Raw genomic sequence first — 25396 nt, 5'->3', positions numbered from 1 at the left:
CTCGGCGCGTCGTCGTTTAGGTGTGCACCCGGCCGATCACAGCGGCCTCGCCAAAGCCTGCCTGCTGCAGATCGCTAAGGGCTGCTGCCAGCTGGTCGCCTGGAATCGCCGCCAGCAGCGGGCCGCAGGTCTGGGGATCAATCAGCAGGGCTTGATGAGCTGCATCGGTTTGCCCCTGGAGTTGAATTCGCTCCTCCAGTAGGGCCAGGGCGCTGGCATTAGAAGGGGCCAGGCTGCTGGCCCAGCCTGCACTTAGCAGCGGTAAGGCCCCGGGCAGGGCCGGTATAGCTGCTGCCGCCACCGTCACGTGGCAGTTTTCTGGGCTGGCGGCCAGCATTTCGCCCAGATGGCCCAACAGCCCGAAGCCGGTCACGTCGGTGCAGGCGCGGCAACCGCGGCGGTTTAGCAGCTCCACCAGGCTTGCCTGGCATTGCTGCATCTGGGCTAGGGCGGCGTCTATCCACTGGGGCTGGGCCGCTCCAGCCATGGCCGCGGCAAACAGCACCCCCGTGCCGATGGGCCGGCACAGCACCAGCCCATCGCCGCTGCGTAAGGGCCCCTTGCCCCAGTGCCGCCCAGCGGGTGCCCTGCCGTTCACGCTCAGCACCAAGCTCAGGCCTGCGGGGTTGGCCGGGCTGGATTGACTGTCGCGGGCCTCCAGGCTGTGGCCGCCGATCAGGCGGGCTCCGAGCGGCTGCAGCACCGATTGGATGCCGGCCAGGGTGTCGCTGAGCAGGTCTGCCTGCAGGGCGGGAGCTAGCTCCGGCAGAGTGACCACCGCTTGCAGGCTTTCCACCTGGGCGCCACTGGCCCAGAGATCACTGCAGGCATGCAGGGTGGTGAGCCGGGCATTGAGCCAGGCGTCGGCCACCAGCGCCGGAAAGCCATCGACGCTCTGCAGCAGCAGGGACCCATCGCCTGTCTGGGCGATCACCGCGGCGTCCTCGGCGCTGCCAGGGGTGCCGCCTCCGAGGCCATTGCGTGCCAGGGCGTCTTGCAGGGGGCTGGCGGCCAATTTGGCGGCGCAGCCCCGGCAGGCCATCGCTGCGCCCCCATCTGGGCCCATGGCCTTCAGCTCGCTGAAGCCGGCCATGAAGCGCCGATCCACGGCCTGCTTCCAGCGCCACAGCAGCGGGCTGGGGCCCAGGGCCCATGGACCCCAGAAGGCCACCGCTTGGGGCCTGGGCTTGCTGCCGTCGCCCAGCAGCTGCAGCGCCCAGCGCTGGGGCCGCCAGGGTCGCAGCTCGCGGCCTGCAACCACTGCCTTCAGGTTGTGGGCCAGGGTTTGGGCGCAGCGCACAGCCCAGACACCGGAGGCGGGCCTGGGCCTGCTGGCGATCACGCCGCAGTCGCCGCTGGCGAACAGCCTTGGCTGTCGCCATACCTGCAGGCTGGCCTCAGTGAGCAGGCGCCCCTCGCCGTTGCAGGCCAGGCCTGACGCGGTGAGCCAGCGGGGTGCGCGGCTGCCAGTGCAGGCCAGGTCGGCGGCGGCGTCATCCGGGCAATTGGCCTCGATGGCAATGCCGGCGCTCTCCAGTAGCTGCTGCCCCAATTGGTTGGCTGCCTTTGAGCCCAGATTCAGCTGGCTGCCGCGCAGCTGCAGCTTGGGCTGCTGGCCCCTCGCCCGCAGCGCCAGGGCCACCTCTACGGCTGCGGCGCCGCCACCCCGGATGCGAACGCTGCCTGATTTGGGCTGGCTGCACCAGAGCAAGAAGGGCTCCAGGGGCTTTACCGCCATGGCTGCATGGGTTACGGCGCTGGTTTCTGCGCCCACATCGAGGCTGAGCCAGTCCCAGCGCAGGTTGGGCCGCCCCGCAAGTGCTAGCTCCCGACCCTCGGGATCAATCGACGTGATCTCTGCCTGCACAAAGGTCACCCCCGCCAGCAGGCAAAGGCGGCGTAGGTCGATGGCGCAGGCGGCTGGTTCATAAAGACCGGCCACCAGCCCCGGCACCATGCCCGAATAGAGGGCGGTGCTGTGGCGGCTCACCAGGGTGATCCAGGCGGCCGGCCGCTGCCGGCCCATGGCCCACATCCGCAGCACCAGGGCGTGGCTATGGCCGCCACCGGCGAGCACCAGCCTTGCTTCAGCTGCCATAACCCTCGGGATTGGCCTGCTGCCAGGCCCAGCCGTCGCGGCACATCTCCTCCAGGGAGCGGCGGGTGCGCCAGCCGAGTCGTGTAGCTGCCAGGCGTGGATCGGCCACGGTGCTGGCGGCGTCTCCGTCTCGCCTTTTCACAACGGTGTAAGGAACAGAGCGGCCACTGGCGAGCTCGAAGGCCCGCACCACCTCCAGCACCGAATGGCCATGGCCGCTGCCCAGGTTGAGGCTGAGCAGCTGGGGGGGCTCGGCCAGCAGCACGTCCAAGGCGGCCCGGTGCCCCTCGGCCAGATCCATCACGTGGATGTAATCGCGGATGCCGCTGCCATCGGGGGTGGGCCAGTCGCCGCCAAACACCTGCAGGCAGTCGCGACGCCCCACCGCCACCTGGCTCACAAAGGGGAACAGGTTGTTGGGTATGCCCCTGGGGTCTTCGCCGATGCGGCCGCTGGGGTGGGCTCCCACCGGATTGAAGTAGCGCAGCCGGGCGATGCGCCAGCCGGGCTCACTGGCGACCAGGTCGGCTAGCAGCTGTTCCACGGCGGCTTTGCTGTGGCCGTAGGGGTTGATCGGCTGGATGGCGGCAGATTCACTGATCGGTGTTTGTTCGGGTAGGCCGTAAACCGTGCAGCTGCTGCTGAACACCAGGCTGCGGCAGCCATGGCCCTGCATTGCTTCCAGCAGCTGGCGCGAGCCACAGAGATTCACGTCCCAGTAACGCAGCGGCTCTCGCACCGATTCACCCACCGCCTTGAGGCCGGCGAAGTGGACCACGGCTGTGATTGGCCGGCCGGCCGGGGCCGCCTTGAAGGCCCGCTCCAGATCTCCAGCGGAGCGAATGTCGCCCTCCACCAACTGCAGCCGGCCGGCTGCGGAGGGGCCGGCGAGTTCCAGCACGCGCTTCAGGCTCTCGGGGGAGCTGTTGTCGAAGTTGTCGAGCACCACCAAGTTGTGGCCCGCCTCCAGCAGCACCAGACAGCTGTGGCTGCCGATGAAGCCAGCACCTCCGGTGATTAGCAGCTCAGCCATGGAGGAAATTAGTGCTCAAGGAATAGTGTCTCGTAATGGCTATGTGAATTCCATGGGATTGCCCACCATCAGTTCCATCTGCTGCATTGGAGCGGGCTATGTGGGCGGCCCGACGATGGCGGTGATTGCAGATCGCTGCCCGGATGTGCAGGTGACTGTGGTGGACCTCAGCGCTGAGCGGATTGCAGCCTGGAATGGCGCCGATCTAAGCCGCCTGCCGGCGGTGGCGCTGGAGCAGGGGCTGGAGCCCACGATCGCCTACTTCCGGGAGATGTTGGATCTATGAGTCGCCCCGTGTTGGTGACCGGTGCGGCCGGCTTTATCGGTGCGGCGGTGTGTGAGCGGCTTTTGGCCCGGGGTGAACGGGTGGTGGGGATCGATAACCTCAACAGTTACTACGACCCTGCCTTGAAGCAGGCCCGGCTGAGCCGGATCGAGGCCTCTGCCCCCAGGGAGTCCTGGAGCTTTCAGCGTCTGGAGCTGGAGGACGGATCTGCCATCGCGGAACTCTTTGCCAGCGAACGACCCCGACTGGTGATTCACTTGGCCGCCCAGGCCGGGGTGCGTTATTCCCTTGAGAACCCTGGGGCTTACTTGCAAAGCAACCTGGTGGGGTTTGGCGCAATCCTCGAAGGCTGCCGCCACCACGGCGTTGTGCATCTGGTGTACGCCTCCAGTAGCTCGGTGTACGGCGGCAACACCAACCTGCCGTTCACGGAACATCAGTCCGTGAACCATCCGGTGAGCCTGTACGCGGCCACTAAGAAAGCCAATGAATTGATGGCCCACACCTACAGCCACCTTTATGGGCTGCCGGCTACGGGGCTGCGCTTTTTCACCGTGTACGGCCCCTGGGGCCGGCCCGACATGGCGCCGATGTTGTTTGCCAAGGCGATCCTGGCGGGCGAGCCGATCCGGGTGTTCAACCAGGGCCGCATGCGCCGCGATTTCACCTACATCGACGACATCGTGACCGGGGTGATCGCCTGCGCCGATAAGCCGGCCAGCGCCAATCCCAGGTTTGACTCCGCGGCTCCAGACCCTGCCACCAGCTGGGCGCCGCACCGGTTGTTCAACATCGGCAACAGCGAGCCGGTGGAGCTGCTGCGGTTCATTGAATTGCTGGAGCAGGCGCTGGGCCGGCCGGCGATCCGGGATCTGCAGCCAATGCAACCCGGCGATGTGGAGGCCACCGCTGCCGACACGAGCTTGCTCGAGGCCTGGGTGGGCTTCCGCCCCTCCACCTCGATCGAGGTGGGGGTTGAACGCTTCGCCCGTTGGTATCAAGCCAGCTACGCCTGAGCGCCGGCAGGCAGACTCACCCCACTTGCTGCTTTCGGTTTGGCATCGCTGCAGAGCCTGCGTGGCATGGCCGATCTGCTGCCAGAGCAGATTCGCCTGTGGCAGCACGTGGAAGCCACGGCCCGCGAGCACTTCCGCCGTAGTGCAATCACTGAGATCCGCACTCCCCTGCTGGAGGTCACGGAGCTGTTTGCCCGCGGCATCGGCGAGGCCACTGACGTGGTGGGCAAAGAGATGTACACCTTTCTCGACCGTGGTGAGCGCAGCTGCACCCTGCGGCCGGAGGGCACGGCGTCGGTGGTGCGGGCGGCGATCCAGCACGGCCTGCTGAGCCAGGGACCCCAGCGCCTCTGGTATGGCGGGCCGATGTTCCGCTACGAGCGCCCCCAGGCGGGCCGGCTGCGTCAGTTCCACCAGATCGGGCTCGAGCTGCTCGGTTTTGCCGATGCCTGCAGTGACGTGGAGGCCATTGCCGTGGCCTGGGATCTGCTGGCCGAGCTGGGGGTGGGCGGGCTGGAGCTGCAGCTCAATTCCCTCGGCAGCAGCGAAGATCGGGCCCGCTACCGCCAGCTGCTGGTGGCCTGGCTGGAGCAGCGGCGCGACCAGCTCGATGCCGATTCCCAGGCCCGCATCCACAGCAACCCCCTGCGGGTGCTCGATTCCAAGAACCCCGATACCCAGACCTTGCTGGCGGAGGCCCCCAGCCTGGCGTCCGCTCTCAGCGACGCGAGCCTGGCCCGCTTTGCGGCGGTGCAGCAGGCCCTCACAGCCCTGGACATTCCCTTTGTGCTCAACCCCCGACTGGTGCGGGGCCTCGATTACTACAGCCACACCGCCTTTGAGATCACCAGCAGCCAGCTGGGGGCGCAGGCCACGGTGTGTGGTGGTGGCCGCTACGACGGCCTGGTGCAGCAGCTGGGCGGGCCGGCCACGCCGGCGATCGGCTGGGCCCTCGGGATGGAGCGGCTGATGTTGCTGCTAAGTCAGAGCGAAGCTTCGGTGGCTGCCGCCCCCGACCTCGATCTTTATGTGGTTAGCCGTGGCGAGGCCGCGGCAGCGCTGGCCCTGGCCCTGGCACGGCGCTGCCGCCAGGCTGGACTGGCTGTGGAGAGGGATGCCAGTGGCGCGGCCTTCGGTAAGCAGTTCAAGCGGGCCGACCGCTCCGGGGCCCGTTGGGCGGCGGTAATCGGCGAGCAGGAGGCGCTAGACGGGGTGGTGGGGCTCAAGAATCTGCGGGTCGATGGCGGCGAGCAGGCCGATCAGCGGCTCACTCCTGAAGCCCTCCTCGTGGCCCTCGCAGCGGGCCTGCCGAGGCCATGACGCCACAGGACCTGTCCACCAGAGCAGTCCACTCCCGGGTGTTGGGCCTTTGACTGGGCGTAGCCCCGTATGTGAAGCAAGCCCGGCCCTGATGGGTGATCCGACCGTCGCGATCATTGCTGGTGAGGGCGTGTTGCCTCGGATGCTCTCGGAGGCTCTCAGCCGTGCGGGGCGGAACCATATCGCCTGCTACCCCCACGGTCTGGAGGTGGAAGTGCCGGCGGCTGAGGAGTTTTTCTTCGAGCGCTCGATCGCCTTCATCAAGTCGCTGCAGCAGCGAGGCATTCAGCAGATCGTGATGGTGGGCAAGTTTGTGCGGCCGCGCTCGCTCAACCTGCTGCGCTTTGAGGGCTCCACCTTGATGGCCGCTCCCCGCATCCTGGCGTCGCTGCGCAATGGCGATGACGCCTCCCTGCGGGCCCTGGCCCAGATCATTGAGGAGCACGGCCTGAAGGTGGTGGGCATCGAAGATGTGGCGCCAAATCTGCTGCCAGAGCCGGGCCTGTATGCCAGCACGGTGCCCAGCGATCTGGACAGGGCCGATGTGGAGCGCGCCGCCTACATCGTGGAGGCCATCTCTCAGGTGGACGTGGGCCAGGGAGCGGTGGTGGCCAAGGGGCTGTGCCTGGCCACCGAAGCCCTGCCCGGCACTGACGCCATGCTCGAGTGGGTGGCGACCACCCGCACCGATCGGCCGGAGACGGGTCGCACCGGGGTGCTCTACAAGGCCCCTAAGCTCAACCAGGACCGGCGCATGGACCTCCCCGGCATCGGTCCCACCACCGTGGCCAAGGCCGCGGCAGCGGGGCTGGCTGGCATCGCCTGGGAAGCCCGCAGCGCCCTGCTGCTGGATGCCGAGCAAACGATGGCGGACGCCGAGCGGCTGGGGCTGTTTTTATGGTCGCGGGAGCCTGATCAGGCCTAAGCCAGCACACCCTTGCTGCTCGGCACCGCACCCGCCCGGCGCGGATCGAGCTCCGTAGCCTGGCGCAGAGCCCGGGCGAACGCCTTGAAGCAGGCCTCCACGATGTGGTGGGAATTCACCCCATCCAGCTGGCGGATGTGCAGCGTGAGGCCAGCGTTGTTGGCCACCGCCACGAAGAACTCCTTCACCAGCTCGGTGTCGTAGCTGCCGATCTTCTGGGCCGGGATCTGCAGGCCGTAGCTGAGGTGGGGCCGGCCGCTGCAGTCGAGGACCACCTGCACCAGGGCCTCATCCAGCGGCGCCACGAAGTGGCCGAAGCGGTGGATGCCGCGCCGCTCGCCCAGGGCCTGGGCCAGGGCCTGGCCCACGGCAATGCCCACGTCTTCGTTGGTGTGGTGATCGTCGATATGGGTGTCCCCCAGCGCCTTGATCTCCAGGTCGATCAGGCCGTGGCTGCTGATCTGGTGGAGCATGTGGTCGAGAAAGGGCACGCCGGTGTTCACCGTGCAGCGGCCGCTGCCATCGAGCCCCAGCGTCACGCGCACGTCGGTTTCGCCGGTGACGCGGTGGATGCTGCCGGTGCGCATGGGGTTGCCCTCCTGGGCCTGCTTGGACTCTTGGCTCAGTTTGCCGCTCACATCCCCGTGATGCAGTAGCCGGCGTCCACGTAGATCACCTGGCCGGTGATGCCGGAGGCCAGGGGGCTGGCCAGGAAGGCGGCGGTGCTGCCCACTTCCTCCTGGGTAACGGTGCGCTGCAGGGGCGCTTTGGCCTCCACGTTGTGGATCATGTCGAGGATGCCGCCGATGGCGCTGCTGGCCAGGGTGCGGATCGGTCCGGCGCTGATGGCGTTGACGCGCACCTGCTTCTCGGGGCCAAGCTCAGCCGCCAAATAGCGCACCGAGGCCTCCAGGGCTGCCTTGGCCACGCCCATCACGTTGTAATTAGGGATGGCCCGCTCGGCCCCCAGGTAGCTCAGAGTGATCACGCTGCCGCCGGGGTTGAACAGGGGTTTGGCGAAGCGGCACAGGGGCGCCAGGGAGTAGGCGCTTACCTCCAGGGCCCGGCCGAATCCCTCGGGGCTGATGGCGGAATAGTCGCCGATCAGCTCCTCCTTGCCGGCGAAGGCCAGGCAGTGCACCAGCACGTCGATCGAGCCCCATTGCTCCTTCACCCGCGCAAACACGGCTTCGATTTGGGCGGGGTCCTGCACGTTTAGGGGCTCGAACAGGCTGGGTGCCAGCGGCGCGGTGAGCTCGCGCACCTTGCCCTCGAAGCGGCCCTTCTCATCGGGCAGATAGGTCACTCCCAGCTCAGCCCCAGCGGCATGCAGCTGCTGGGCGATGCCCCAGGCGATCGACTTGTTATTGGCGATGCCGGTAACCAGGGCCTTTTTGCCGCGCAGATCGAGGAGCATGGGAGCAGTGGCCAGGAGCCGGAACGATGCGATCGGGCGATTCTCTCCCACCCGGCGATCTGCCCCGCCAGTTCGCCAATCGCGATGGGATGGAGGCGACCCTGCGCCAGCTGTTTCCCCAGGCCCCAGGTGGGTTGAGTCCCATTCAGGGCGGGCGCCGGGCTGCCGAAGCGGCGCTAGCCGCCATCGATCCGGCCGCCTATGGCCCCAGCCGCAACCACCTCGATGGGGCGGTGACGCGCCTCTCGCCCCATATCCGCCACGGCGTGCTCAGCTTGGTGGAGGTGCGTGAGGCTGTGTTCGCCTGGCTGGCGCGCAGCGGCCAGCCGCCAGTAGCGGCCCAAAAATTAATCAACGAGCTGGGCTGGCGCGACTACTGGCAGCGGCTTTGGCGCCAGCTGGGCGATGGCATCTGGCGCGACCAGGAGCCGCTCAAGACCGGCCATCCCCCCGAGCGGTACGCCGCCGCGCTGCCGGCCGATCTGCTCGAGGCCCGCACCGGCCTGGCCTGCATGGATGGCTTCGCCAGTGAACTGATCCACACCGGCTGGCTGCACAACCACGCCCGCATGTGGCTGGCGGCCTACTTGGTGCACTGGCGGCGGATCCAGTGGCAGGCGGGTGCCCGCTGGTTTCTGCAGCATCTGCTCGATGGCGATCCGGCCAGCAACAACCTCAGCTGGCAGTGGGTGGCCAGCAGCTTCAGCAGCAAGCCCTACGTGTTTAATCGCGCCAACCTGGAGCGTTTCAGCTCCGGCCGCTACTGCTCTGCTTGCGCCGCCGCCAAAGACGGCACCTGCCCGTTTGAGGCCAGCTACGAGCAGTTGCAGGCGGACCTATTCCCAGGAGCCAGCCCGTGCTGAAGCCCGTGCTCTGGATCCATGGCGAGGCCCTGGGGCCCGCCAACCCCGCCCTGGTGGCCCATCCGGGGGCGCCGGCGCTATTCGTGTTCGACCGGGAGCTCATCGAGACCCAGCGCCTCAGCCTCAAGCGGTTGGGCTTTCTCTACGAGTGTCTGCTGGAGCTGCCGGTGACCCTGCGCCACGGCGACGTGGCCCTGGAGGTACTGAGCTTCGCTCGCCGCCATGGGGCTGATGGCGTGGTCACCAGCGCTGCGGTGGATCCGCGCTTTGGACTGTTGCGGGAGCAGATTGCCGCCCAGTTACCGCTGCAGGTGCTGGAGCCCGAACCCTTTGTGGCGCTGCCGGAACCGCTGGATCTGCGCCGCTTCAGTCGCTACTGGCGCCGGGCTGAGCCGGTGCTGTGGGCGCGGGGTTCAGCAGCCGCTCCTCCTGCTCCAGCACGTCGTTGGGATCGCTGAGCAGGTCGGCTTCCTCCAGCAGCGGGTAGGGCTCCGGCTTGATTTCGGCGGCGTTGCGGGGGGGCTCTACCCAGCTGAAGCTGCTGCGGGGGGACTGTTGCTGACAGAGGGCCTGGCTCTGCTGGCGCAGGGCCCGGCGCACGTCCTGGCGGGCGACGGCTTGGAAGAATTCCTGGCGCGGCGCCAGGCCCGAGCTGAACGGGGCCGTGCCGTTGCCGTTGAACAGCCGGGCCGCATCGGCGCTCCAGCGGGGTTGGCAGCGGCCGCTCTGGCGGGTATCGGTGTCGATCCAGATGTGCAGGCCGTAGCCATCGGGCTGACTCACCACGGCTAGGCCGTCGTGGGCCATCCGCCTTTGCAGCGGATAGATCGTCCAGGTGGGGTGGCGGTGGGCCGGCACGCAGGCGCTGAGCAGCCCGGCGCCGAAGGCGGTGCTCAGGCCAGTGGCGAGGGCGGTGGCGAGGGCAGGACGTCTCCGGAATGGAGTCACAATCGGGGGCACAGGCCGGATACCTGCTGCAAGATTAAGTGGCATCCTGGACCCGATATGGCGTGGTGGGCGACGTAAGTTGCTTGCCATGCAAGTGCCCCCGTTCAGCCTCAGCGAGCAGATTCAGGAGCTGGGTGCAGCTCTGGATCAGGCTGTGCTCGAGGTTTTGCGCAGTGGTCAGTACATCGGCGGCTCCACGATCTCCCGCTTTGAAACCGACTTCGCCACGGCCTGTGGCGTGCCCCACGCCATCGGCTGCAACAGCGGCACCGATGCCCTGATCCTGGCCCTGCGGGGCTTGGGCATCGGTCCAGGCGATGAGGTGATCACGGCTTCCTTCAGCTTTTTCGCCACCGCCGAAGCGATCAGCGCCGTGGGCGCCACGCCGGTGTTTGTGGATGTTGAGGAGAGCAGCTACCTGATCGATCTCGATCAGCTGGAAGCGGCGATCACGCCGGCTACCCGGGCCCTGCTGCCTGTGCACCTGTTCGGGCGGCCCGTGGACATGGAGCGGGTATGTGCCATCGCTGAACGCCATGGCCTCAAGGTGGTCGAAGATTGTGCCCAGGCCACCGGTGCCAGCTGGGCGGGCCGGCCCGTGGGCAGTTGGGGGGATGTGGGCTGTTTCAGTTTCTTCCCCACTAAGAATCTTGGCGCCGCTGGCGATGGAGGGGCGATCACCTGCCGGGATGGCGAGCTGGCCCAGGTCATCCGGGAGCTGGCGGTGCATGGCATGCCCCGCCGCTATCTGCACACCGCCCTGGGCTACAACAGCCGCCTTGACGCCATCCAGGCGACAGTCCTGAATGTCAAGCTGCCCCACCTGCCGCGCTGGGTGAAGCACCGTGGCGCCATCGCTAGCCAATACCACGAGCACCTGGCAGCCCTGTCCGGCGTTTGCCTGCCCGAGGTCGGTCCCGAGGGCCATAGCTGGAACCAGTTCGTTCTGCGGGTGCCGGCCTGCTCCGCCGGCGTCATGGCCTGCGGCGGTGAGGTCAGCTGCACCCCCTCCGCCGACAGCGCTGCTTTCGGCTTGCCGCAGGCCTGCTGCCGTGACTGGCTCAAGCAGCAGCTCCAGGAGGCCGGCGTCAGCACGATCATCTATTACCCAATCCCAATCCACCGCCAGCCGGCTTACGCGGAGCTGGGCTACGGGCCCGGATCCCTACCGGTGACAGAGCGTCTCTGCACCGAGGTGTTAAGCCTGCCGATCTTTCCGGAGCTCAGCGGCGAGCAGCAGCAGCGGGTGATCGAGGTGCTGCGCGCTGTGTTGGATCAGCCCTTGATCGTGGCGTAAAGCGCCTTGAAGCGCGCCTGCTGAATTTTGTGGTTTACCAGCGGAGCTGGGTAGCCGCGGCGCTCCAGCGGGGCGATCTCCCCACTGATCAGGTCGCGGGTGGCCACGTGCCGCAACTCTGGCAGCCAGGTGCGGATGTAGGTGCCCTCGGGATCAAACTTGCTTGCTTGGGTAGCCGGGTTGAAGATGCGCAGCGGTTTGGGGTCCATGCCGCTGCTAGCGCTCCACTGCCAGCCGCCGTTGTTGGCGGCCAGATCGCCATCCACCAGGCGCGCCATGAAGGCCGCCTCGCCCCAGCGCCAGTCGCAGATCAGGTCCTTCACCAGGAAGGAGGCCACGATCATGCGGCAGCGGTTGTGCATCCAGCCGCTTTCATTTAGCTGGCGCATGGCGGCATCGATGATCGGCATGCCCGTGAGTCCCTCGCTCCAGGCTTCAAACCAGCCGGTTTCATTGTCCCAGGGGAAGGCGTGCCACTGGGGCCGGTAGGGGCCTTCGGCCAGCTCGGGAAAGTGAAAAAGTGCCTGCTGGTAAAACTCGCGCCAGGCCAGCTCCTGCTCCCACACCTGGATTGAGTTCCGCTCCTCTTCGCTGCGGGCCAGTAGCCGGGCCTCTTGGGCGGCGGCCCAGGCCTGGCGGGGGCTGAGCGTGCCGAACTTAAGGGCGGCGCTGAGCCCTGAGGTGCCCGCTTCGCCGGGGATGTTGCGTCCCGGTTCGTAGCCAAGCAGCGCAATAGAGCGGCCATCGCCGTCGCAGAAGGCCTGCAGCTGCTGTTGGGCCGCTTTTTCGCCGGGCCGGCAGGGGCAGAGCTCAGCACCTCCAAAGCCGTGCTCCAAAAAACCATGCTCCAGCTCCGGGCTGGTGAGCGGCAGGTCTGCCAGTGCTCCGGCGAGCTGGGCGGGATCAAGATCGATCAGGGCACTTGGCGGCGGCAGGGGGTCCAGGCCACCCGAGGCTGCTGTGCCGGCAGCGCTCGCCTCCTCCACCCAGCGGCGCCAACTGCGCCAGTAGGGCCCGTAGACCCGGTAGGGATCGCCGGCGCCGGTTTTGATGGCTTCCGGCGCCACCAGGAGCTGGTCCCAATCGGCTAGCACCTTGCGCCCCTCCGCCTGCAGCGCCCTCGCCACCCGCCGGTCGCGCTCGCGGCCGAAGGGCTCCACATCCTTGTTCCAGGCCACCACCGCGGCGCCCAGGCCAGCGGCCAGGCGGGGCAGCAGCTCGGCTGGATCACCACGCAATACCACCAGCCTGCTGCCGGCCTGCTGCCAGGTCTGCTGGAGCTCCCGCAGGCTCTCAGAAAGAAACCACAGCCGCGCTGGGGCCATGCTGGTATCCGAAAGGATGGCCGGATCCAGCACGAACACCCCCGTCACCGCTGGAGTGGCGGCGGCCGCGGCCGCCAGGCCCCGGTTGTCGGCCAGGCGCAGATCGCGGCGATGCCAAAACAGCCAGCGCTCCGGAGCCATTAGATCCCCAGCAGTTGCTTGGCCCGCAGCCAAGCGGTGACGCTTTTGCCATCGAGGTACTCGTCGCCGCTGGCCAGGGCCGCATCCAGTTCGCCGGGCTCCATCAGCAGCACCTCTAGGTCTTCGTCGTCGTCGCCGGCGGGCGGCTCGGCCAGGGGGCTGAGGTCGCGTGCCAGGAACAGGTGAATCACCTCATCGGAGTAGCCCGGGCAGGGCAGCATCGCCCCCAGGGGATCCCAGCGGCTGGCGCTGTAGCCGGCCTCCTCCTGCAGCTCCCGCTGCATGGTGCTGAGGGGATCTTCGCCCTCATCGAGGGTGCCGGCCGGAAATTCCAGCAGGCGGGTGGCCACGGCGAAGCGGTACTGGCGCAGCACTACCACCCGGCCGTCGTCAAGCACCGGCACCGCCAGGGAGGCGCCGGGGTGGCGGATCAAGCCAAAAGTGCCCACAACGCCCATTGGCAGCTCGACGCGGTTGACCTCAAAGCGGATCTTGCGGGCATCGAGCACCGCGGTGGTTTCCAGGTGCCGCGAGGGCTCTGGAGCTGGGAGGGGCGCCATGGCTGGGCTTGTCGCGGGTCGGTATAGACAGCATCGCGCAGGGTTACCTCAGCTGCTCGGGCCAGCCGGGTCTGCCAGCTAGCGCTATCACCGCGCACCCAGGTTCTGGGGCCAGGCCTGCCAGGGCAGCTAGCGGCGCCAGCACAAAGTCTCGCTGCCGCCAAAGCGGGTGGGGCAACTGGAGGCGGGGGGTGTGGCAGCTCAGATCCCCCCACCAGAGCAGGTCGAGGTCGATGCTGCGGGGGGCCCAGCGCGCCTGACGCTCCCGGCCGAAGTCATGCTCCAGCGCTTGCAATTGCTCCAGTAGAGCTTCACCGGCTGCTGTCCTTGCTCTATCTGCTCCCAGCCCTGCCACCAGGCCGTCCACCACTAGTACCGCATTGAAATAAGGCGGCTGGCCTGGGGGGCCGCCTACGGGTTCGGTCTCAAACAGAGGAGACCAGCGGAAGCCGGTAGGCCCCGAGCTGAGGCCCTGGCCCCACTGGAGCAGGCTGGCTTCGAGCAGGGGGCGCACGGCGATCAGGGTGGCGATCGGGCCACCGCAGCGGCTGGGCAGGTTGGCGCCTAGGGCGATGGCCAGGGTTGCCGCTTCACTGCCTCTGGGCTGATCAGCGAGACTGGCTGGCACGTGAATCGGGTCTTAGCCCTCCCATGGTTGCAAGCGGAGTTGCCAGTAGGGCCTTTCCCCTCGCCGCCATCACCGGCCACGGCACCCTCAAGTTGGCCCTGCTGCTGGCCGCGGTCGATCCAGGCCTGGGCGGGGTGGTGATCGCCGGTGGCCGTGGCACTGGCAAGTCGGTGTTGGCTCGCGGTCTGCATGCCCTGCTGCCGCCGATCGACGTGCTCGATGTGGGCGGCCAGGCCCTCAACATCGATCCCCAGAGGCCCGATGACTGGGACGAGGCAACCTGCATTCGGCTTACCGAATTGGGTGCCGATCCCACGGGAGTAGCTACCAGCGCGCTGTTGCCCACCGCAGTGGTGCCGGCGCCCTTTGTGCAGGTGCCGTTGGGCATCACCGAAGACAGGCTGGTGGGCTCGGTCGATGTGACGGCTTCGCTGACCAGTGGCCAGGCTGTTTTTCAGCCAGGGCTGCTGGCTGAAGCCCATCGGGGTGTGCTCTATGTCGACGAGCTCAACTTGCTTGACGACAACGTCACCAACCTGTTGTTGGCGGCGGTGGGCAGCGGCGAAAACCGGATCGAGCGGGAGGGCCTCAGCCTTAGCCACCCTTGTCGCTGTTTGCTGATCGCCACCTTCAATCCTGAGGAGGGGCCGGTGCGCGATCACCTGCTCGATCGCTTCGCCATCTGCCTAAGTGCCAATCAGGTGCTGGAGCTTGAGCAGCGGGTGGAAATCACCCGCTCGGCGATGGATCAGGCCGAATCCAGCACCGACTTCGGTGCACGCTGGCAGGAGGAAACCGATGCCCTGGCCACCCAGCTGCTGCTGGCGCGGCAGTGGCTACCGGATGTGCAGATTGCCCGCGAGCAGATCGTTTATCTGGTGAATGAGGCTTTGCGGGGTGGGGTCGAGGGCCATCGCAGCGAGCTCTATGCCGTGCGGGTGGCCCGGGCCCATGCAGCCCTTAGCGGCCGAGATCGAGTCGAGGCCGACGACCTTCAAGTAGCAGTTCGCCTGGTGATTGCACCTCGTGCCCTGCAAATGCCGCCCCCCGATCCCGACCAGCCTCTTGAACCCCCACCACCGCCCCAGGGGGAGCAGCCGCCGGAGGATCCCGATCAGCCTGAGAACGAGCAGGAGCCCGAGCAAGACAAAGACGATCAAGACGACGAAAGTCCCAAAGACGACGAACCTGAAGAAGACGAATCCCAGGACGACAGTCCTGAAGATCAGGCGCCGCCCCAGGTGCCTGAGGAATTTTTGCTGGATCCGGAGGCCATCGCCATCGATCCGGATCTGCTGCTGTTCGCCTCGGCCAAGGCCAAAACGGGCGGCAGTGGCAGCCGGGCGGTGGTGTTTAGCGATTCCCGCGGCCGCTATGTGAAGCCGATGCTGCCCCGCGGCCCGGTGAAGCGCATCGCTGTCGATGCCACCCTGCGGGCGGCCGCCCCTTATCAGAAATCTCGCCGTGAGCGGCAGCCCCATCGCAAGGTGATCGTGGAAGACGGTGACCTGCGCGCCAAACAGCTGCAGCGCAAGGCCGGTGCCCTGGTGATCTTCCTGGTGGATGCCAGCGGCTCGATGGCTCTCAATCGCATGCAGAGCGCTAAGGGGGCCGTGATTCGCTTGCTCACCGAGGCCTACGAAAATCGCGACGAAGTGGCCCTGATTCCCTTCCGCGGCGAGCAGGCCGAGGTGCTGCTGCCCCCCACCCGCTCGATCACCGCTGCGCGCCGGCGTCTGGAGGCGATGCCCTGCGGCGGCGGCTCACCACTGGCCCACGGGCTCTCCCAGGCCGCCCGGGTGGGGGCCAACGCTCTGGCCACGGGCGATCTGGGCCAGGTGGTGGTGGTAGCGATCACCGATGGCCGCGGCAACGTGCCCCTCAGCCGCTCCCTGGGTCAACCCCAGCTGGAGGGCGAGGAGCCGGTGGACCTCAAGGAGGAGGTGAAGCAGGTGGCCAGCAAGTACCGGGCCCTAGGCATCAAGCTGCTGGTGATCGATACCGAGCGGAAGTTCATCGGCAGCGGCATGGGCAAGGACCTGGCCGAGGCGGCCGGCGGCAAGTACGTGCAACTACCCAAGGCCAGCGATCAGGCCATCGCTGCCATCGCCATGGAGGCGATCAACGGGATTTAGGGCTTTGTCTGCGTGGCCTTCTCTCGGGCGGCCTTGTCCCGGGCGACGTCGGTCTGGGCCGGGTACAGCTCATCGAAGAATTTGCCCAAGCCAACGGCCACGCTGCGGATGCCGTCCATGAAGCGGGGATCGTCGGTGAGTTTGGTCACATCGCCCCCAACTGAATTCCATTTGGCGGTGAGCTGCTCGGCATTGCTGACGGTGGCCTTCAGATCCTTCAGGGTCTGGGGATTGTCTAGGGCGGCGATAATCCGGCGCAGGTGGTCACTGCTGCTGTTGAGATTGGTGATCGTGGGCTGGGCCGCTTTCACCGTCGATTCGAGCTCCTTGGCCAGGGCCTGGCCTTCCTTCATGAAGTTGGAAGTGTCCTTGGCGGTGCGATCGAAGCTGCTGGCGGCGGTTGAAACCTTGTTGAGCAGCTTCATCTGGTCGGTTTCCACCAGCATCTTGTGCATCAGCGTGGTCACGCTGGTCAGACTTGGCCCCTGAATTCCCTCGATAGTGGCGCCATTGCAGATGGCTACGGTCGAATTGCAGGCCTTGGAGCGAGGGTTGGCAGAGCCTGGCGGCAAGGGCGGGCCGCTGCTGATCAAAGCAACTTCGGCTTCACCACCTAGTAAGGAGGCTTCGCCGATCTCCGCCCTTGTAGGCCGAGCCAGATTCAGATCGGCATGGTTGATTTCCAGTTCAGCAACCACCGCCTCGGGTGTCACGGTTACGCGCCGCACGCTGCCAACTAAAACTCCTCTGTAGGTCACAGGTGAGCGCTCTGCCAGGCCAGATGCTTCGGCGAAGCTGGCTTTGACGCTCCAGTTTTGCCTGCTTAGGGAGATGCCGCGCAACCAGAAGGAGAGACCTACGGCACTGCTGATAGCGGCTAACAGGGAGAAGCCGACAACTGCTTCGCGGATGCTGCGGCGCATGGATTCAGAGCTCCGCAGGTTGCATCGGTCCGCGCAGACTACCGCTCCTGAACTGCACCACGTAGGGATCGCTGCAGCTGCGGTATTCCCCAACCGTGCCGCTCCAGCGGAATTGGCCGTCGTACAGCAGCACAACCCGTTCCGCAGAGCGTTCGATGGTGCTGTGCACATGGCTCACCACCACAGAGGTGGCCCGAGCTACTTCCGTGGTGCGCACGATTAGATCTTCGATTCGGGTACAAGCAATCGGATCCAGGCCGGCCGTGGGTTCGTCGAACAGCAGCAGGGGCATCTGTTCATTTGGCTTGGCCGGGTCGTCGATTAGGGCCCGGGCAAAGCTGACCCGCTTCTGCATGCCGCCGCTGAGCTCCGCAGGCATTTGCTCCTCGATGCCTTGCAGCCCCACCGCATGCAGTGCTGCGCCCACTCGCTCTCGTATCTCTCGTTCAGCTAGCCGGCCATGGCGATAGAGCAGGAAGCCGACGTTTTCACGCACGGTTAAGGAGCCAAGTAGTGCCGGGTTCTGAAACACCAGTCGTACGTCCTGAGGCTGACGCTGATCTAGGCGCAAATAGGTCTGAGGGATGCCATGGAGACTCAAGCTGCCGCTGCTGGGCAGCTGCAGTCCTGCCAGCAGACGCAGGATGGTTGACTTGCCCGCTCCGGAAGGCCCAACCACCACTAGGCGCTCGCCGGCGGCGATCTGCAGATTTACCTGGTTAAGGATGCAGCGGCTGCCCCAGCGCACGCTGAGGTTCTCCATTGCGGCCAGCGGTGGTGCTGAGGAAGCCAGAGGGAGCCTATGAAGAAGTTTCCATCCTGGCTGTTTGCGGTGCCGATGGCACTCCTTAAAGTTCAGCCAATTGAGGCAGCGTCCTCCCCCGCCCTTTGCGCTCCTCCGCTCCGGTTTCTCGATTGCGGCGCTCCCGCCGACCGCTGCCGAAACCGGGTTGGCTGGGCCGCGGAGATCTGCGCCGCAAGGACCTGATGAGTCGCTCCCGGCGAGCGGCCCGCTGGTTGCAGCCAGGTCTGGTGGTGAAGCGCTGGGTGCTCACCTCCGGGTTGGGCTTATTGGTGGCCCTGCTCGGCGCCGCGGTGTGGGCCGATTTGCAGCCGATCTACTGGATGCTCTCCAGTATTCAATGGCTGCTGGCTCAGGTCACCGGGGTGTTGCCTCGCAAGTTCACGGGGCCGTTGGTGTTGCTCGTTGGAGCTGTGCTGATCTGGCTGGGCCAGAGCCGCAGTTTCGGTTCCATTCAGCAGGCTTTGGCCCCGGAAAAGGACACATTGTTAGTGGATGCCCTGCTGGCTCAGGGGCGCCTCAACCGCGGCCCAAGCATCGTCGCCATTGGCGGCGGCACCGGCCTTTCCACCCTGCTCAGTGGACTAAAGCGCTACAGCAGCAATCTCACGGCCATCGTTACGGTTGCTGATGACGGCGGCAGCAGCGGGGTGCTGCGGCGGGAGCTGGGCGTGCAACCACCCGGCGACATCCGCAACTGCCTGGCGGCCCTGGCTCGGGAGGAACCCCTGCTGACCCGGTTGTTCCAATACCGCTTCAAGGCCGGCAGCGGTCTGGAGGGCCACAGCTTCGGCAACTTATTCCTTTCAGCCCTCACGGCGATCACTGGCAATCTCGAATCGGCCATCACCGCCAGCAGCAGGGTGTTGGCGGTGCAGGGGCAGGTGGTGCCCGCCACCAACGCTGACGTGCGTTTGTGGGCTGAGCTTGAGAACGGCGAACGGATCGAAGGCGAGTCGAAGATTGGCCACGCCTCCAGCCCAATCGTGCGGCTGGGCTGCACGCCAGAGCGACCTCCGGCCCTACCCCGAGCCCTGGAGGCCATCGCAAATGCCGATTTGATCGTGCTTGGCCCGGGCAGCCTTTACACCTCATTGCTGCCCAACCTGCTCGTACCCGAGCTGGTGCAGGCCATCCGTCGCAGCAAGGCACCGCGCCTTTACATCTGCAACCTGATGACCCAGCCGGGCGAAACCGATGGGCTCGATGTAGAGGGACATTTGCGGGCCCTTGAGGCCCAATTGGCCAGCCTCGGGGTGGAGGAGCGACTATTCACCGCCGTGCTCGCCCAGGAGGATCTGGGCGATTCCGCCTTGATTGACCATTACCGGCACCAGGGCGCCGAGCCGGTGGCCTGTGATACGCGCCAGCTGCGCCGCCAGGGCTACGAAGTGATGTTGGCACCGCTCCAAGGAGCTAGGCCTACGGCCACGTTGCGCCATGATCCCCGCAGCGTCGCCCTAGCGGTGATGCGTTTTTACCGTAATCACCAGCGTGGCAGCGGCTCCGCGTCCTAGTAGGCGTCCTGCATTTCGTAGAAATCGGGCTGCACGTAGTCCTTGCGCATCGGAAAGCCTTTCCAGTCTTCCGGCATCAACAGCCTCTTGGGATGGGGGTGGCCAGCAAACTGAATGCCGTACATGTCGAAGGTTTCCCGCTCCTGCCAGTCGGCACCGCGGAAAAGGCCATAAAGAGTGGGAATGGTGAGATCGCCGTCGCGCTCCAGAAATACCTTGATGCGCACTTCTTCAGGGGCTTCCCCTGGGGGCATCACTCCAGCAGTACAGCGATCTGAAAGGGCTGCAAGCTTGACCAGGTGGTAGAAGCTCACCAACCGGCCACCTGCCCCTTCGTCGTAGCCCCCTTGGCATTGCAGGTAATCGAAACCTTGGCTTTTGAGGGCCGTAGCTATTACGGGCAGAAACACTGCTTCCACGCCGATCATTTCGATGCCGAGATGGTCGCAGCCAAGCGCAAGATGATCAAAACCCTGGCTGGAAAGCCAGCTGCCAACCGCGCCGGGAGCTGGGGTTTCAAGCGCCGTGCTGCTGGAGTTGTCGCCGGCGTTGGTTTGGATTGCGTCAGGCATGGCAGGCGTGGAGGAGGTGCTCAGGCTTCGACTGGTGCAGGGATGGCCGCAGCTGGTGCGGGCATGGGAAGGGAGCTGGCGGCGGCTAGGGCCTGTCTTTGGGTTTCGGCCGCTAAGTATTGGCCATTCACGATCGGGGCCACCGCTTTCATCTGGTGAGAGACCGTGCAATAGCGGTGCGATTGCTGCAAATTGCCGCGCTCGACCAAGGCTTCGTTGCCAACTTTTTTACGCAGTTTGATCACCGCATCAAAGATTGCTTCCGGGCGAGGAGGGCAGCCGGGCAGGTAGAGATCTACGGGTATCAACTTGTCCACGCCCCGCACGGCGGTGGTGGAATCGGCGGAAAACATGCCGCCGGTAATGGTGCAAGCGCCCATGGCGATCACATATTTCGGCTCAGGCATCTGCTCATAGAGACGCACCAGGGCAGGGGCCATTTTCATGGTCACGGTGCCGGCCACGATCAGCAGGTCGGCCTGGCGTGGACTGGAGCGGGGCACTAGACCAAAGCGGTCGAAATCGAAGCGGGAGCCAATCAGGGCGGCAAATTCGATGAAGCAGCAAGCGGTGCCGTAAAGCAGGGGCCAGAGACTCGAGAGGCGCGCCCAGTTGTGAATGTCATCCAGGGTGGTGAGGATGACATTTTCGGAGAGATCCGAGGTGATCGTTGGCGTGCCAACCGGGTTGCAGCTAGCCGCCCGCAGATCCTTTAAAGCTTCTATTGAGGGTGTGTTGGTCATGGGTTCAGCTCCACTCAAGGGCGCCTTTGCGCCAGGCGTATGCAAGGGCCACTACCAGGATGGCGATGAAAATAAGGGCTTCGATAAAGGCCAGCAGGCCAAGGCGGTGAAATGCCACGGCCCAGGGGTAAAGAAAGACGGTCTCCACGTCAAAGATGACGAAGACCAAGGCAAACATGTAGTAGCGGATATTGAATTGAATCCAGGCGCCGCCAATCGGCTCCATGCCCGATTCGTAGGTGAGCTCGCGCTCGCCTTTGCGGCTCTGGGGTGACAGCAATTTGTTGGCCAGCAACGCCAGCACTGGCACCGCCGCTGAAATCAGCAGGAAGCCAACAAAAGCGTCGTAGCCGGAGAGCACGAACATGCGAGCCATACCAACCTGCCGGTTAGTCTGGCATCTGCGCCCGGGCCCTGGGGTGGCACCGATAAAGTGACTGAACCACCTGAGGCCCAGGGATGAGTTCTGATCAACTGCCTGGGCCCCAGCCCGTAGCCAGCGAACCCAGCGAACCCAGCGAACCCAGCGAGGTCATGGAGGCCGAGCCGGGCCCCCAAGCCGAAGAGGCGGTGTCGGTTGACCCATCTGTTAATCCTTCAGTTGATCCAGTGGAGGATCCAGAAACGCACCGATTTGAATGCCGCAGCTGCGGTTTCGTCTACGACCCGGATGAGGGGGTGCGCAAGCTGGCCATCGCCCCCGGCACGCCATTTAGCCAGCTTGATCCGATCGGCTTCCGCTGCCCCGTCTGCCGCAGTCGGGTGGGGGCCTTTAAGGACATCGGTCCACGCAACAAGCCCAGCGGCTTCGAAGAAAACCTCAACTTCGGGTTGGGCGTTAACAAGCTCACCCCAGGCCAGAAGAATGTCTTGATCTTCGGGGGCTTCGCTTTGGCTTTTGCCTTCTTCCTCTCCCTCTACTCCCTGCGCTGATGACCAGTCTTCCCCTGTCCCGCAAGCTTCAGGCCCTAATGCGGCCCCTAGTGAGCTTGCTGCTCGTTGCTGGGCTGGGCTTTGGCCTCTCCGGCTGTGTCACCACCGGGTTGCCTGTGGCAGCCGCAAGCCCCTGGCAAGCAGTGCCTTTGGCCACAAAGGCCAATCCCCTGGATGTGGCCTTCACCGATGACCGCCACGGCTTCTTGGTGGGTAGCAACAGGTTGATACTGGAAACCAACGATGGCGGTGCCAGCTGGGCTGAGCGGGCCCTCGATCTGCCGGAAGAGGAAAACTTCCGTTTGATCAGCCTTGATTTCCGCGGCGATGAGGGCTGGATTGCCGGCCAGCCTGGTTTGTTGCTGCACACCACGGACGGCGGCCAAAACTGGAGCCGTCTTTTCCTGGATACCAAGCTGCCAGGTGAGCCGTACTTGATCACGGCTTTGGGGCCAGATCAGGCCGAGCTGGCCACCAATGTGGGAGCGATCTATCAAACCCGTGATGGCGGCACCAATTGGCAAGCAGATGTGGATGACGCTGCCGGGGCCGTGCGGGAGCTGCGCCGCTTTGGAGATGGTCGTTATGTAAGCGTCAGTGGACTGGGCAATTTCTTCTCCACTTGGAAGCCAGGGGATGGCACCTGGCAGCCCCACCAACGCATGAGCAGCCAGCGGCTCCAGTCGATGGGCTTCCAGCCCGACGGCTCCCTCTGGATGTTGGCCCGTGGAGCCCAGATCCGCTTTAACCCAGATGCCAGCAACGTTGAGGAGTGGGGAAAGGCCGTGGTGCCGATCACGAATGGCTTCGGTTATCTCGACATGGCCTGGGCTCCTGATGGCTCGATCTGGACAGGCGGCGGCAGCGGCACCTTGTTGATGTCCAGCGATGGTGGCAAAAGCTGGCAGAAAGATCCGGTGGGCGCCCAGCAGCCCTCCAACTTCACCCGCATCAGCTTTAAGCCAGATGGCAAGGGCTTCGTGCTTGGTGAACGGGGATCCCTGCTGCGCTGGGTGGGCTGATCCCGCTCCGTCCAGCTGCTGCGGTCGCCAACTTCTGTAACCAAGGCGCCATTCCGGCCCCGTCATCCCCCGGCTCACCCTTAAGATCAATGAGCTGAACGCTTGTCGCTATGGCTGCCGGCTCGACAGGAGAACGCCCGTTCTTCGAGATCATCACGAGCATTCGTTACTGGGTAATCCATGCGGTTACCCTTCCCGCCATCTTTTTGGCCGGTTTCATGTTCGTTTCTACGGGCTTGGCCTATGACGCCTTTGGAACCCCTCGCCCTGACGCCTATTTTCAGGCTCAGGAGAGCAAAGCTCCAGTGGTGAGTCGGCGTTACGAGGGCAAGACCCAACTTGACCAGCGCTTGCAATAAGCCATGACCCAAGCACCTGTTTCCACCACTCCCCGCAACTATCCGATCTTCACGGTTCGGTGGCTGTCGGTGCATGCCCTCGGCGTTCCCACGGTCTTTTTCCTGGGATGTCTTGCGGCTATGCAATTTGTCCGCCGCTGAGTCGGTAATCGCTAGTCAGCCATGCAACGCTCTCCTAATCCCAATAATTTGCCGGTTGAATTAAACCGCACCAGCTTGTTTCTGGGCTTGTTGTTCGTTTTCACGATCGGCATCCTTTTTTCAAGCTATTTCTTTAACTGACCCCTCTTCACGTAACCCGGAGAGCTCCCGATGAGCGGCAAGAAGTCCAACCTGCCTGATGGCCGGATTCCAGATCGTCTGCCGGATGGTCGTCCTGCAGTTGCTTGGCGCTCTCGCTGGACCGAAGGGGTTTTGCCCCTGTGGCTGGTCGCAACAGCTGGCGGTATGGCAGTAATTTTTGTTGTTGGGCTGTTTTTCTACGGCTCATACGTGGGCGTTGGTTCCGCCTGAGTTGGCTTCCGATCTGATTCGTGATTCCCTGCAGGATTGCCGTTTTCGGCAGGTCTGTAGGGTTTTTTGATGGGCCGTTTTGGTGAAAAAACGAACCCTGCTCAATAACCGACTGCTGGCCAGCCTTGCCGGCGCTGCGCTCAATTGCTACGGGGAGCTGTTTGTGCGTACCTCGCGGATCCGCATTCAGGCCCATCCCGCCACCTATCGGTTGGTTCAGGAACAGGGGGCCGCAGTGATTTATGCCCTCTGGCATCGCCACGCTTTTTTTATACCCCTATTGCGTCGCTTTGATCGGCGCCGGGTGGCTGTGCTGCTCAGTAGCCATCGGGATGCCCAGATCGTTGCCGTGGCAGTGCGCTTACGCGGTTTGGAGGTGGTGGAGGGTTCTTCCACCCGTGGTGGCCTGCAGGCCTATCACTTACTGCGCCGGGCTCTGCAGCAATGCCAGCCTGTTTGCATCACCCCAGACGGGCCTAAGGGTCCGGCTGAGTTGGTCAAAAGTGGGGTGATTCATCTTGCCCAGCAATCGGGTTGCTCGATTGTGCCGGTTTCTGTTTCCTGCTCCCGCAGTTATCGCTTGCGCTCCTGGGACCGGTCGGTGTTGCCCTTGCCCCTGTCGCGAGTGGTAGTGCAGCTGGGCGAGCCGCTACGGCTGCACGACGGCTTGGTGGATAGCCAGGAGCTGCTGGCGGAGCGATTGCGCCATGGGGCCGGCCTGGCTGGTGAGTGCCCGTGAAGCGCGCTAAGGCCTGGTTGCTGCTGGGGCTCTATCGACTGCTCTCCCTTGGCCTGACCCCGTTCTGGCTGGTCTTGTTGCTGGTCCGCCTGGCCCAGGCCAAGGAGGATCCCCGCAGGTTGGGGGAGCGCCTGGGCTGGCCCAGCCGCCGCCGCCCAGCTGGTCCGCTGCTGTGGTTTCACGCCGCCAGTGTGGGCGAACTCAACAGCCTGTTGCCCGTGTTGCGAGCGCTGGATCAGGGTGCTGGAGCGCCAGTGCTGCTGGTGACAACGGTGACACGCACCTCCGCCGCCCTGGCTAGCCGGGTATTGCCGCCTGCTGCGATTCATCAATTCGTGCCGGTAGATCATTGGCTGGCCCTGTTGCCCTTTCGCTGCTATTGGCGGCCCTGTCTGGGGGTTTTGGCGGAGGCGGAGCTCTGGCCTGAGCTGGTGCAGGCGATGCCCCATCTGCATTTGATCAATGCCCGCATGAGCCAACGCTCCTACCTGCGGCATCGGCGGTCCCCCTTTTATGCCGGCTGGTTGCTGGCGCGGGTGGAGGTATGCCTGGCCCAGTCCAAGGCCGATGCCGAGCGTTTTCGGCGTCTGGGGGCCCGCGATGTGCGCGCCCTGGGCTCCACCAAGCTCGATGCCGATCCGCCGCCGGTCAATAGCGTTCATCTTGAGCTGGTGCAGCAGGTGTTTGCCGGCAGGTCGGTGCTGCTGCTGGCCAGCAGCCATGCCGGTGAAGAACGGCAATGGCTTGAAGCCTGGGTGGAAAACAAGCTGACGCAGCGTCCATTTGGACTGCTGTTGGCACCGCGCCATCCCCAGCGGGCCCAGGAGGTGCTTGCACAGGCGCGGGAGCTGGGCCTGTCGGCGGCGCTCTGGAGTGACCTGGCTGGCGGAGACTTGGCTCCTGACCCCGATGTACTTGTGGCTGATGTAATTGGCGAGATGGGCACATGGATCAGCGCAGCGGCCGTGGTGGTGATGGGGGGTAGTTTTTATCCGCAGGGCCGGGCCCTTGGTGGCCAGAACCCCCTGGAGCCCGTGGCCCTGGGGCGTCCCGTGCTCTGTGGCCCCGATATGGCCAACTTTTCTGACCTGCTGGAGCCGTTGCTGGCGGCTGGCTGCCTCCAGCAGTGCGCCGATGTGGCAGCAGCTCTGGCGGCTGCCCTGCCCCTGCTGGTTCAGCCATTGCCGCAGCGGCATGGGGAGGGCCTGCGCTTGCGCGGCCCCTCCCAGCTGCTTGCTTCACTGCTGCTGAAGCAGTGCCGCTAAAGAAGTGCCGCTTATG

General features: G+C 65.2%; 29 protein-coding genes and 1 pseudogene. 17 read left to right on the top strand and 13 right to left on the bottom strand.

Features of this window, described 5'->3' with window-relative positions:
* Nucleotides 1-16 precede the first annotated feature (16 nt).
* Entirely contained in the window at nt 17-2098 is a 2082-nt protein-coding gene (gene selD, locus KBY99_RS10065; protein ID WP_254998906.1) for a selenide, water dikinase SelD, read from the bottom strand.
* Nucleotides 2088-3131, bottom strand: coding sequence for a UDP-glucose 4-epimerase GalE (gene galE / locus KBY99_RS10060; protein WP_254998905.1), 1044 nt, complete (start codon nt 3129-3131; stop codon nt 2088-2090). Before galE ends, selD begins: the two co-directional genes overlap by 11 nt.
* Nucleotides 3132-3183: 52 nt before the next feature.
* On the opposite strand from galE, the pseudogene KBY99_RS10055 reads away from it, so the two are divergent.
* The 4 genes and pseudogenes from KBY99_RS10055 to KBY99_RS10040 all read left to right on the top strand — a co-directional run.
* Nucleotides 3184-3399: pseudogene (locus KBY99_RS10055) on the top strand (nucleotide sugar dehydrogenase); the annotation flags it as partial.
* A gap of 14 nt (nt 3400-3413) precedes the next feature.
* A complete protein-coding gene (locus KBY99_RS10050; RefSeq protein WP_254998904.1) occupies nt 3414-4433 on the top strand; it encodes an NAD-dependent epimerase in 1020 nt (339 codons plus the stop codon).
* A 39-nt stretch (nt 4434-4472) separates the two neighbouring features.
* A complete protein-coding gene (gene hisS, locus KBY99_RS10045; protein WP_254998903.1) occupies nt 4473-5753 on the top strand; it encodes a histidine--tRNA ligase in 1281 nt (426 codons plus the stop codon).
* A 91-nt stretch (nt 5754-5844) separates the two neighbouring features.
* Nucleotides 5845-6678: an LpxI family protein gene (locus tag KBY99_RS10040; protein ID WP_254998902.1), complete on the top strand. Its 834-nt coding sequence runs from the start codon at nt 5845-5847 to the stop codon at nt 6676-6678.
* Here KBY99_RS10040 and hisB read toward each other — a convergent pair.
* Nucleotides 6675-7265: an imidazoleglycerol-phosphate dehydratase HisB gene (gene hisB / locus KBY99_RS10035; RefSeq protein WP_254998929.1), complete on the bottom strand. Its 591-nt coding sequence runs from the start codon at nt 7263-7265 to the stop codon at nt 6675-6677. The genes KBY99_RS10040 and hisB overlap by 4 nt on opposite strands.
* 47 nt (nt 7266-7312) lie before the next feature.
* A complete protein-coding gene (gene fabI / locus KBY99_RS10030; RefSeq protein ID WP_254942055.1) occupies nt 7313-8095 on the bottom strand; it encodes an enoyl-ACP reductase FabI in 783 nt (260 codons plus the stop codon).
* A gap of 26 nt (nt 8096-8121) precedes the next feature.
* On the opposite strand from fabI, the gene KBY99_RS10025 reads away from it, so the two are divergent.
* Both KBY99_RS10025 and KBY99_RS10020 read left to right on the top strand, forming a co-directional pair.
* Complete coding sequence (locus KBY99_RS10025) at nt 8122-8958, top strand: FAD-binding domain-containing protein (RefSeq protein WP_254998900.1); 837 nt, start codon at nt 8122-8124, stop codon at nt 8956-8958.
* Nucleotides 8952-9416, top strand: coding sequence for a hypothetical protein (locus KBY99_RS10020; RefSeq protein WP_254998899.1), 465 nt, complete (start codon nt 8952-8954; stop codon nt 9414-9416). The genes KBY99_RS10025 and KBY99_RS10020 overlap by 7 nt, the downstream gene beginning before the upstream one ends.
* On the opposite strand, the gene KBY99_RS10015 is transcribed toward KBY99_RS10020, so the two are convergent.
* Entirely contained in the window at nt 9325-9906 is a 582-nt protein-coding gene (locus KBY99_RS10015; protein ID WP_315857984.1) for a hypothetical protein, read from the bottom strand. The genes KBY99_RS10020 and KBY99_RS10015 overlap by 92 nt on opposite strands.
* An 88-nt stretch (nt 9907-9994) precedes the next feature.
* Between KBY99_RS10015 and KBY99_RS10010 the strand changes: the two genes are divergently transcribed.
* Nucleotides 9995-11203: a DegT/DnrJ/EryC1/StrS family aminotransferase gene (locus KBY99_RS10010; protein WP_254998898.1), complete on the top strand. Its 1209-nt coding sequence runs from the start codon at nt 9995-9997 to the stop codon at nt 11201-11203.
* Here the strand turns inward: KBY99_RS10010 and KBY99_RS10005 are convergent.
* Genes KBY99_RS10005 through folK form a run of 3 tightly spaced genes read right to left on the bottom strand, consistent with a single transcriptional unit; the run spans nt 11182 to nt 13857 of the window.
* On the bottom strand, nt 11182-12669 hold the full coding sequence (locus KBY99_RS10005) for an FAD-binding domain-containing protein (protein WP_254998897.1): 1488 nt from the start codon (nt 12667-12669) through the stop codon (nt 11182-11184). The two genes, KBY99_RS10010 and KBY99_RS10005, sit on opposite strands and share 22 nt — an antisense overlap.
* The gene (locus KBY99_RS10000) at nt 12669-13229 is read right to left on the bottom strand and encodes an NUDIX domain-containing protein (RefSeq protein WP_254960364.1); all 561 of its coding nucleotides are present in this window, start codon (nt 13227-13229) and stop codon (nt 12669-12671) included. The genes KBY99_RS10005 and KBY99_RS10000 overlap by 1 nt, the downstream gene beginning before the upstream one ends.
* Before the next feature lie 43 nt (nt 13230-13272).
* Entirely contained in the window at nt 13273-13857 is a 585-nt protein-coding gene (gene folK / locus KBY99_RS09995) for a 2-amino-4-hydroxy-6-hydroxymethyldihydropteridine diphosphokinase (RefSeq protein WP_254998895.1), read from the bottom strand.
* A 23-nt stretch (nt 13858-13880) separates the two neighbouring features.
* Between folK and bchD the strand changes: the two genes are divergently transcribed.
* A complete protein-coding gene (gene bchD, locus KBY99_RS09990; RefSeq protein WP_254998894.1) occupies nt 13881-15992 on the top strand; it encodes a magnesium chelatase ATPase subunit D in 2112 nt (703 codons plus the stop codon).
* Here bchD and KBY99_RS09985 read toward each other — a convergent pair.
* Together KBY99_RS09985 and KBY99_RS09980 are read right to left on the bottom strand one after the other, a co-directional pair.
* Complete coding sequence (locus tag KBY99_RS09985; RefSeq protein WP_254998892.1) at nt 15989-16915, bottom strand: MlaD family protein; 927 nt, start codon at nt 16913-16915, stop codon at nt 15989-15991. The two genes, bchD and KBY99_RS09985, sit on opposite strands and share 4 nt — an antisense overlap.
* Before the next feature lie 4 nt (nt 16916-16919).
* Nucleotides 16920-17678, bottom strand: a complete 759-nt coding sequence (locus tag KBY99_RS09980) for an ABC transporter ATP-binding protein (protein ID WP_254998890.1) — start codon at nt 17676-17678, stop codon at nt 16920-16922.
* A 224-nt stretch (nt 17679-17902) separates the two neighbouring features.
* Between KBY99_RS09980 and yvcK the strand changes: the two genes are divergently transcribed.
* A complete protein-coding gene (gene yvcK, locus KBY99_RS09975; protein WP_254960410.1) occupies nt 17903-19234 on the top strand; it encodes a uridine diphosphate-N-acetylglucosamine-binding protein YvcK in 1332 nt (443 codons plus the stop codon).
* Here the strand turns inward: yvcK and KBY99_RS09970 are convergent.
* Genes KBY99_RS09970 through ndhC form a run of 3 tightly spaced genes read right to left on the bottom strand, consistent with a single transcriptional unit; the run spans nt 19231 to nt 20916 of the window.
* The gene (locus KBY99_RS09970; RefSeq protein WP_254942045.1) at nt 19231-19806 is read right to left on the bottom strand and encodes an NAD(P)H-quinone oxidoreductase subunit J; all 576 of its coding nucleotides are present in this window, start codon (nt 19804-19806) and stop codon (nt 19231-19233) included. The genes yvcK and KBY99_RS09970 overlap by 4 nt on opposite strands.
* Nucleotides 19807-19826: 20 nt before the next feature.
* On the bottom strand, nt 19827-20549 hold the full coding sequence (locus KBY99_RS09965; protein ID WP_106632245.1) for an NADH dehydrogenase subunit K: 723 nt from the start codon (nt 20547-20549) through the stop codon (nt 19827-19829).
* A gap of 4 nt (nt 20550-20553) precedes the next feature.
* Nucleotides 20554-20916, bottom strand: coding sequence for a photosynthetic/respiratory NAD(P)H-quinone oxidoreductase subunit C (gene ndhC, locus KBY99_RS09960; RefSeq protein WP_106632246.1), 363 nt, complete (start codon nt 20914-20916; stop codon nt 20554-20556).
* A 92-nt stretch (nt 20917-21008) separates the two neighbouring features.
* Between ndhC and KBY99_RS09955 the strand changes: the two genes are divergently transcribed.
* The 8 genes from KBY99_RS09955 (at nt 21009) to KBY99_RS09920 (ending at nt 25380) form a co-directional block, all read left to right on the top strand.
* Nucleotides 21009-21482, top strand: a complete 474-nt coding sequence (locus KBY99_RS09955; protein ID WP_254998889.1) for a rubredoxin — start codon at nt 21009-21011, stop codon at nt 21480-21482.
* Nucleotides 21482-22504 carry a photosynthesis system II assembly factor Ycf48 gene (locus KBY99_RS09950; RefSeq protein ID WP_254998887.1) on the top strand — a complete coding sequence of 341 codons (1023 nt, stop codon included), beginning with the start codon at nt 21482-21484 and terminating at the stop codon, nt 22502-22504. The genes KBY99_RS09955 and KBY99_RS09950 overlap by 1 nt, the downstream gene beginning before the upstream one ends.
* 110 nt (nt 22505-22614) lie before the next feature.
* Nucleotides 22615-22863, top strand: a complete 249-nt coding sequence (gene psbE, locus KBY99_RS09945; protein WP_106632248.1) for a cytochrome b559 subunit alpha — start codon at nt 22615-22617, stop codon at nt 22861-22863.
* A gap of 3 nt (nt 22864-22866) precedes the next feature.
* Nucleotides 22867-23004 carry a cytochrome b559 subunit beta gene (gene psbF, locus KBY99_RS09940; protein WP_106632249.1) on the top strand — a complete coding sequence of 46 codons (138 nt, stop codon included), beginning with the start codon at nt 22867-22869 and terminating at the stop codon, nt 23002-23004.
* 21 nt (nt 23005-23025) lie between these two features.
* Nucleotides 23026-23145, top strand: a complete 120-nt coding sequence (locus KBY99_RS09935; RefSeq protein WP_094559111.1) for a photosystem II reaction center protein L — start codon at nt 23026-23028, stop codon at nt 23143-23145.
* Nucleotides 23146-23175: 30 nt separating this feature from the next.
* Nucleotides 23176-23376 carry a photosystem II reaction center protein J gene (locus KBY99_RS09930; RefSeq protein WP_094559112.1) on the top strand — a complete coding sequence of 67 codons (201 nt, stop codon included), beginning with the start codon at nt 23176-23178 and terminating at the stop codon, nt 23374-23376.
* A gap of 82 nt (nt 23377-23458) precedes the next feature.
* Nucleotides 23459-24115: a lysophospholipid acyltransferase family protein gene (locus KBY99_RS09925; protein ID WP_254998886.1), complete on the top strand. Its 657-nt coding sequence runs from the start codon at nt 23459-23461 to the stop codon at nt 24113-24115.
* Complete coding sequence (locus tag KBY99_RS09920) at nt 24112-25380, top strand: 3-deoxy-D-manno-octulosonic acid transferase (RefSeq protein ID WP_254998885.1); 1269 nt, start codon at nt 24112-24114, stop codon at nt 25378-25380. Before KBY99_RS09925 ends, KBY99_RS09920 begins: the two co-directional genes overlap by 4 nt.
* The last annotated feature ends 16 nt before the right edge of the window (nt 25381-25396 follow it).

The organism is Cyanobium sp. Maggiore-St4-Cus (assembly GCF_024345615.1).
In the GTDB taxonomy this organism is placed as follows: domain Bacteria; phylum Cyanobacteriota; class Cyanobacteriia; order PCC-6307; family Cyanobiaceae; genus Cyanobium_A; species Cyanobium_A usitatum.
The sequence above is the reverse complement of the archived record's forward strand: the minus strand, read 5'-3'. Positions and strand labels throughout refer to the sequence as shown.

What these genes read in the sequence shown, in the direction of transcription:
- KBY99_RS09930 (WP_094559112.1), top strand. Translation starts at nt 23,176, where the DNA reads ATGAGCGGCAAGAAGTCCAACCTGCCTGATGGCCGGATTCCAGATCGT.
- KBY99_RS09955 (WP_254998889.1), top strand. Translation starts at nt 21,009, where the DNA reads ATGAGTTCTGATCAACTGCCTGGGCCCCAGCCCGTAGCCAGCGAACCC.
- KBY99_RS10025 (WP_254998900.1), top strand. Translation starts at nt 8,122, where the DNA reads ATGCGATCGGGCGATTCTCTCCCACCCGGCGATCTGCCCCGCCAGTTC.
- KBY99_RS10010 (WP_254998898.1), top strand. Translation starts at nt 9,995, where the DNA reads ATGCAAGTGCCCCCGTTCAGCCTCAGCGAGCAGATTCAGGAGCTGGGT.
- ndhC (WP_106632246.1), bottom strand. Translation starts at nt 20,916, where the DNA reads ATGTTCGTGCTCTCCGGCTACGACGCTTTTGTTGGCTTCCTGCTGATT.
- yvcK (WP_254960410.1), top strand. Translation starts at nt 17,903, where the DNA reads ATGAGTCGCTCCCGGCGAGCGGCCCGCTGGTTGCAGCCAGGTCTGGTG.
- KBY99_RS10040 (WP_254998902.1), top strand. Translation starts at nt 5,845, where the DNA reads ATGGGTGATCCGACCGTCGCGATCATTGCTGGTGAGGGCGTGTTGCCT.
- selD (WP_254998906.1), bottom strand. Translation starts at nt 2,098, where the DNA reads ATGGCAGCTGAAGCAAGGCTGGTGCTCGCCGGTGGCGGCCATAGCCAC.
- KBY99_RS09970 (WP_254942045.1), bottom strand. Translation starts at nt 19,806, where the DNA reads ATGCCTGACGCAATCCAAACCAACGCCGGCGACAACTCCAGCAGCACG.
- psbE (WP_106632248.1), top strand. Translation starts at nt 22,615, where the DNA reads ATGGCTGCCGGCTCGACAGGAGAACGCCCGTTCTTCGAGATCATCACG.
- hisB (WP_254998929.1), bottom strand. Translation starts at nt 7,265, where the DNA reads ATGCGCACCGGCAGCATCCACCGCGTCACCGGCGAAACCGACGTGCGC.
- fabI (WP_254942055.1), bottom strand. Translation starts at nt 8,095, where the DNA reads ATGCTCCTCGATCTGCGCGGCAAAAAGGCCCTGGTTACCGGCATCGCC.
- bchD (WP_254998894.1), top strand. Translation starts at nt 13,881, where the DNA reads ATGGTTGCAAGCGGAGTTGCCAGTAGGGCCTTTCCCCTCGCCGCCATC.
- KBY99_RS09965 (WP_106632245.1), bottom strand. Translation starts at nt 20,549, where the DNA reads ATGACCAACACACCCTCAATAGAAGCTTTAAAGGATCTGCGGGCGGCT.
- KBY99_RS10000 (WP_254960364.1), bottom strand. Translation starts at nt 13,229, where the DNA reads ATGGCGCCCCTCCCAGCTCCAGAGCCCTCGCGGCACCTGGAAACCACC.
- KBY99_RS09985 (WP_254998892.1), bottom strand. Translation starts at nt 16,915, where the DNA reads ATGCGCCGCAGCATCCGCGAAGCAGTTGTCGGCTTCTCCCTGTTAGCC.
- KBY99_RS09980 (WP_254998890.1), bottom strand. Translation starts at nt 17,678, where the DNA reads ATGGAGAACCTCAGCGTGCGCTGGGGCAGCCGCTGCATCCTTAACCAG.
- galE (WP_254998905.1), bottom strand. Translation starts at nt 3,131, where the DNA reads ATGGCTGAGCTGCTAATCACCGGAGGTGCTGGCTTCATCGGCAGCCAC.
- psbF (WP_106632249.1), top strand. Translation starts at nt 22,867, where the DNA reads ATGACCCAAGCACCTGTTTCCACCACTCCCCGCAACTATCCGATCTTC.
- KBY99_RS10050 (WP_254998904.1), top strand. Translation starts at nt 3,414, where the DNA reads ATGAGTCGCCCCGTGTTGGTGACCGGTGCGGCCGGCTTTATCGGTGCG.
- KBY99_RS10005 (WP_254998897.1), bottom strand. Translation starts at nt 12,669, where the DNA reads ATGGCTCCGGAGCGCTGGCTGTTTTGGCATCGCCGCGATCTGCGCCTG.
- KBY99_RS09935 (WP_094559111.1), top strand. Translation starts at nt 23,026, where the DNA reads ATGCAACGCTCTCCTAATCCCAATAATTTGCCGGTTGAATTAAACCGC.
- KBY99_RS09950 (WP_254998887.1), top strand. Translation starts at nt 21,482, where the DNA reads ATGACCAGTCTTCCCCTGTCCCGCAAGCTTCAGGCCCTAATGCGGCCC.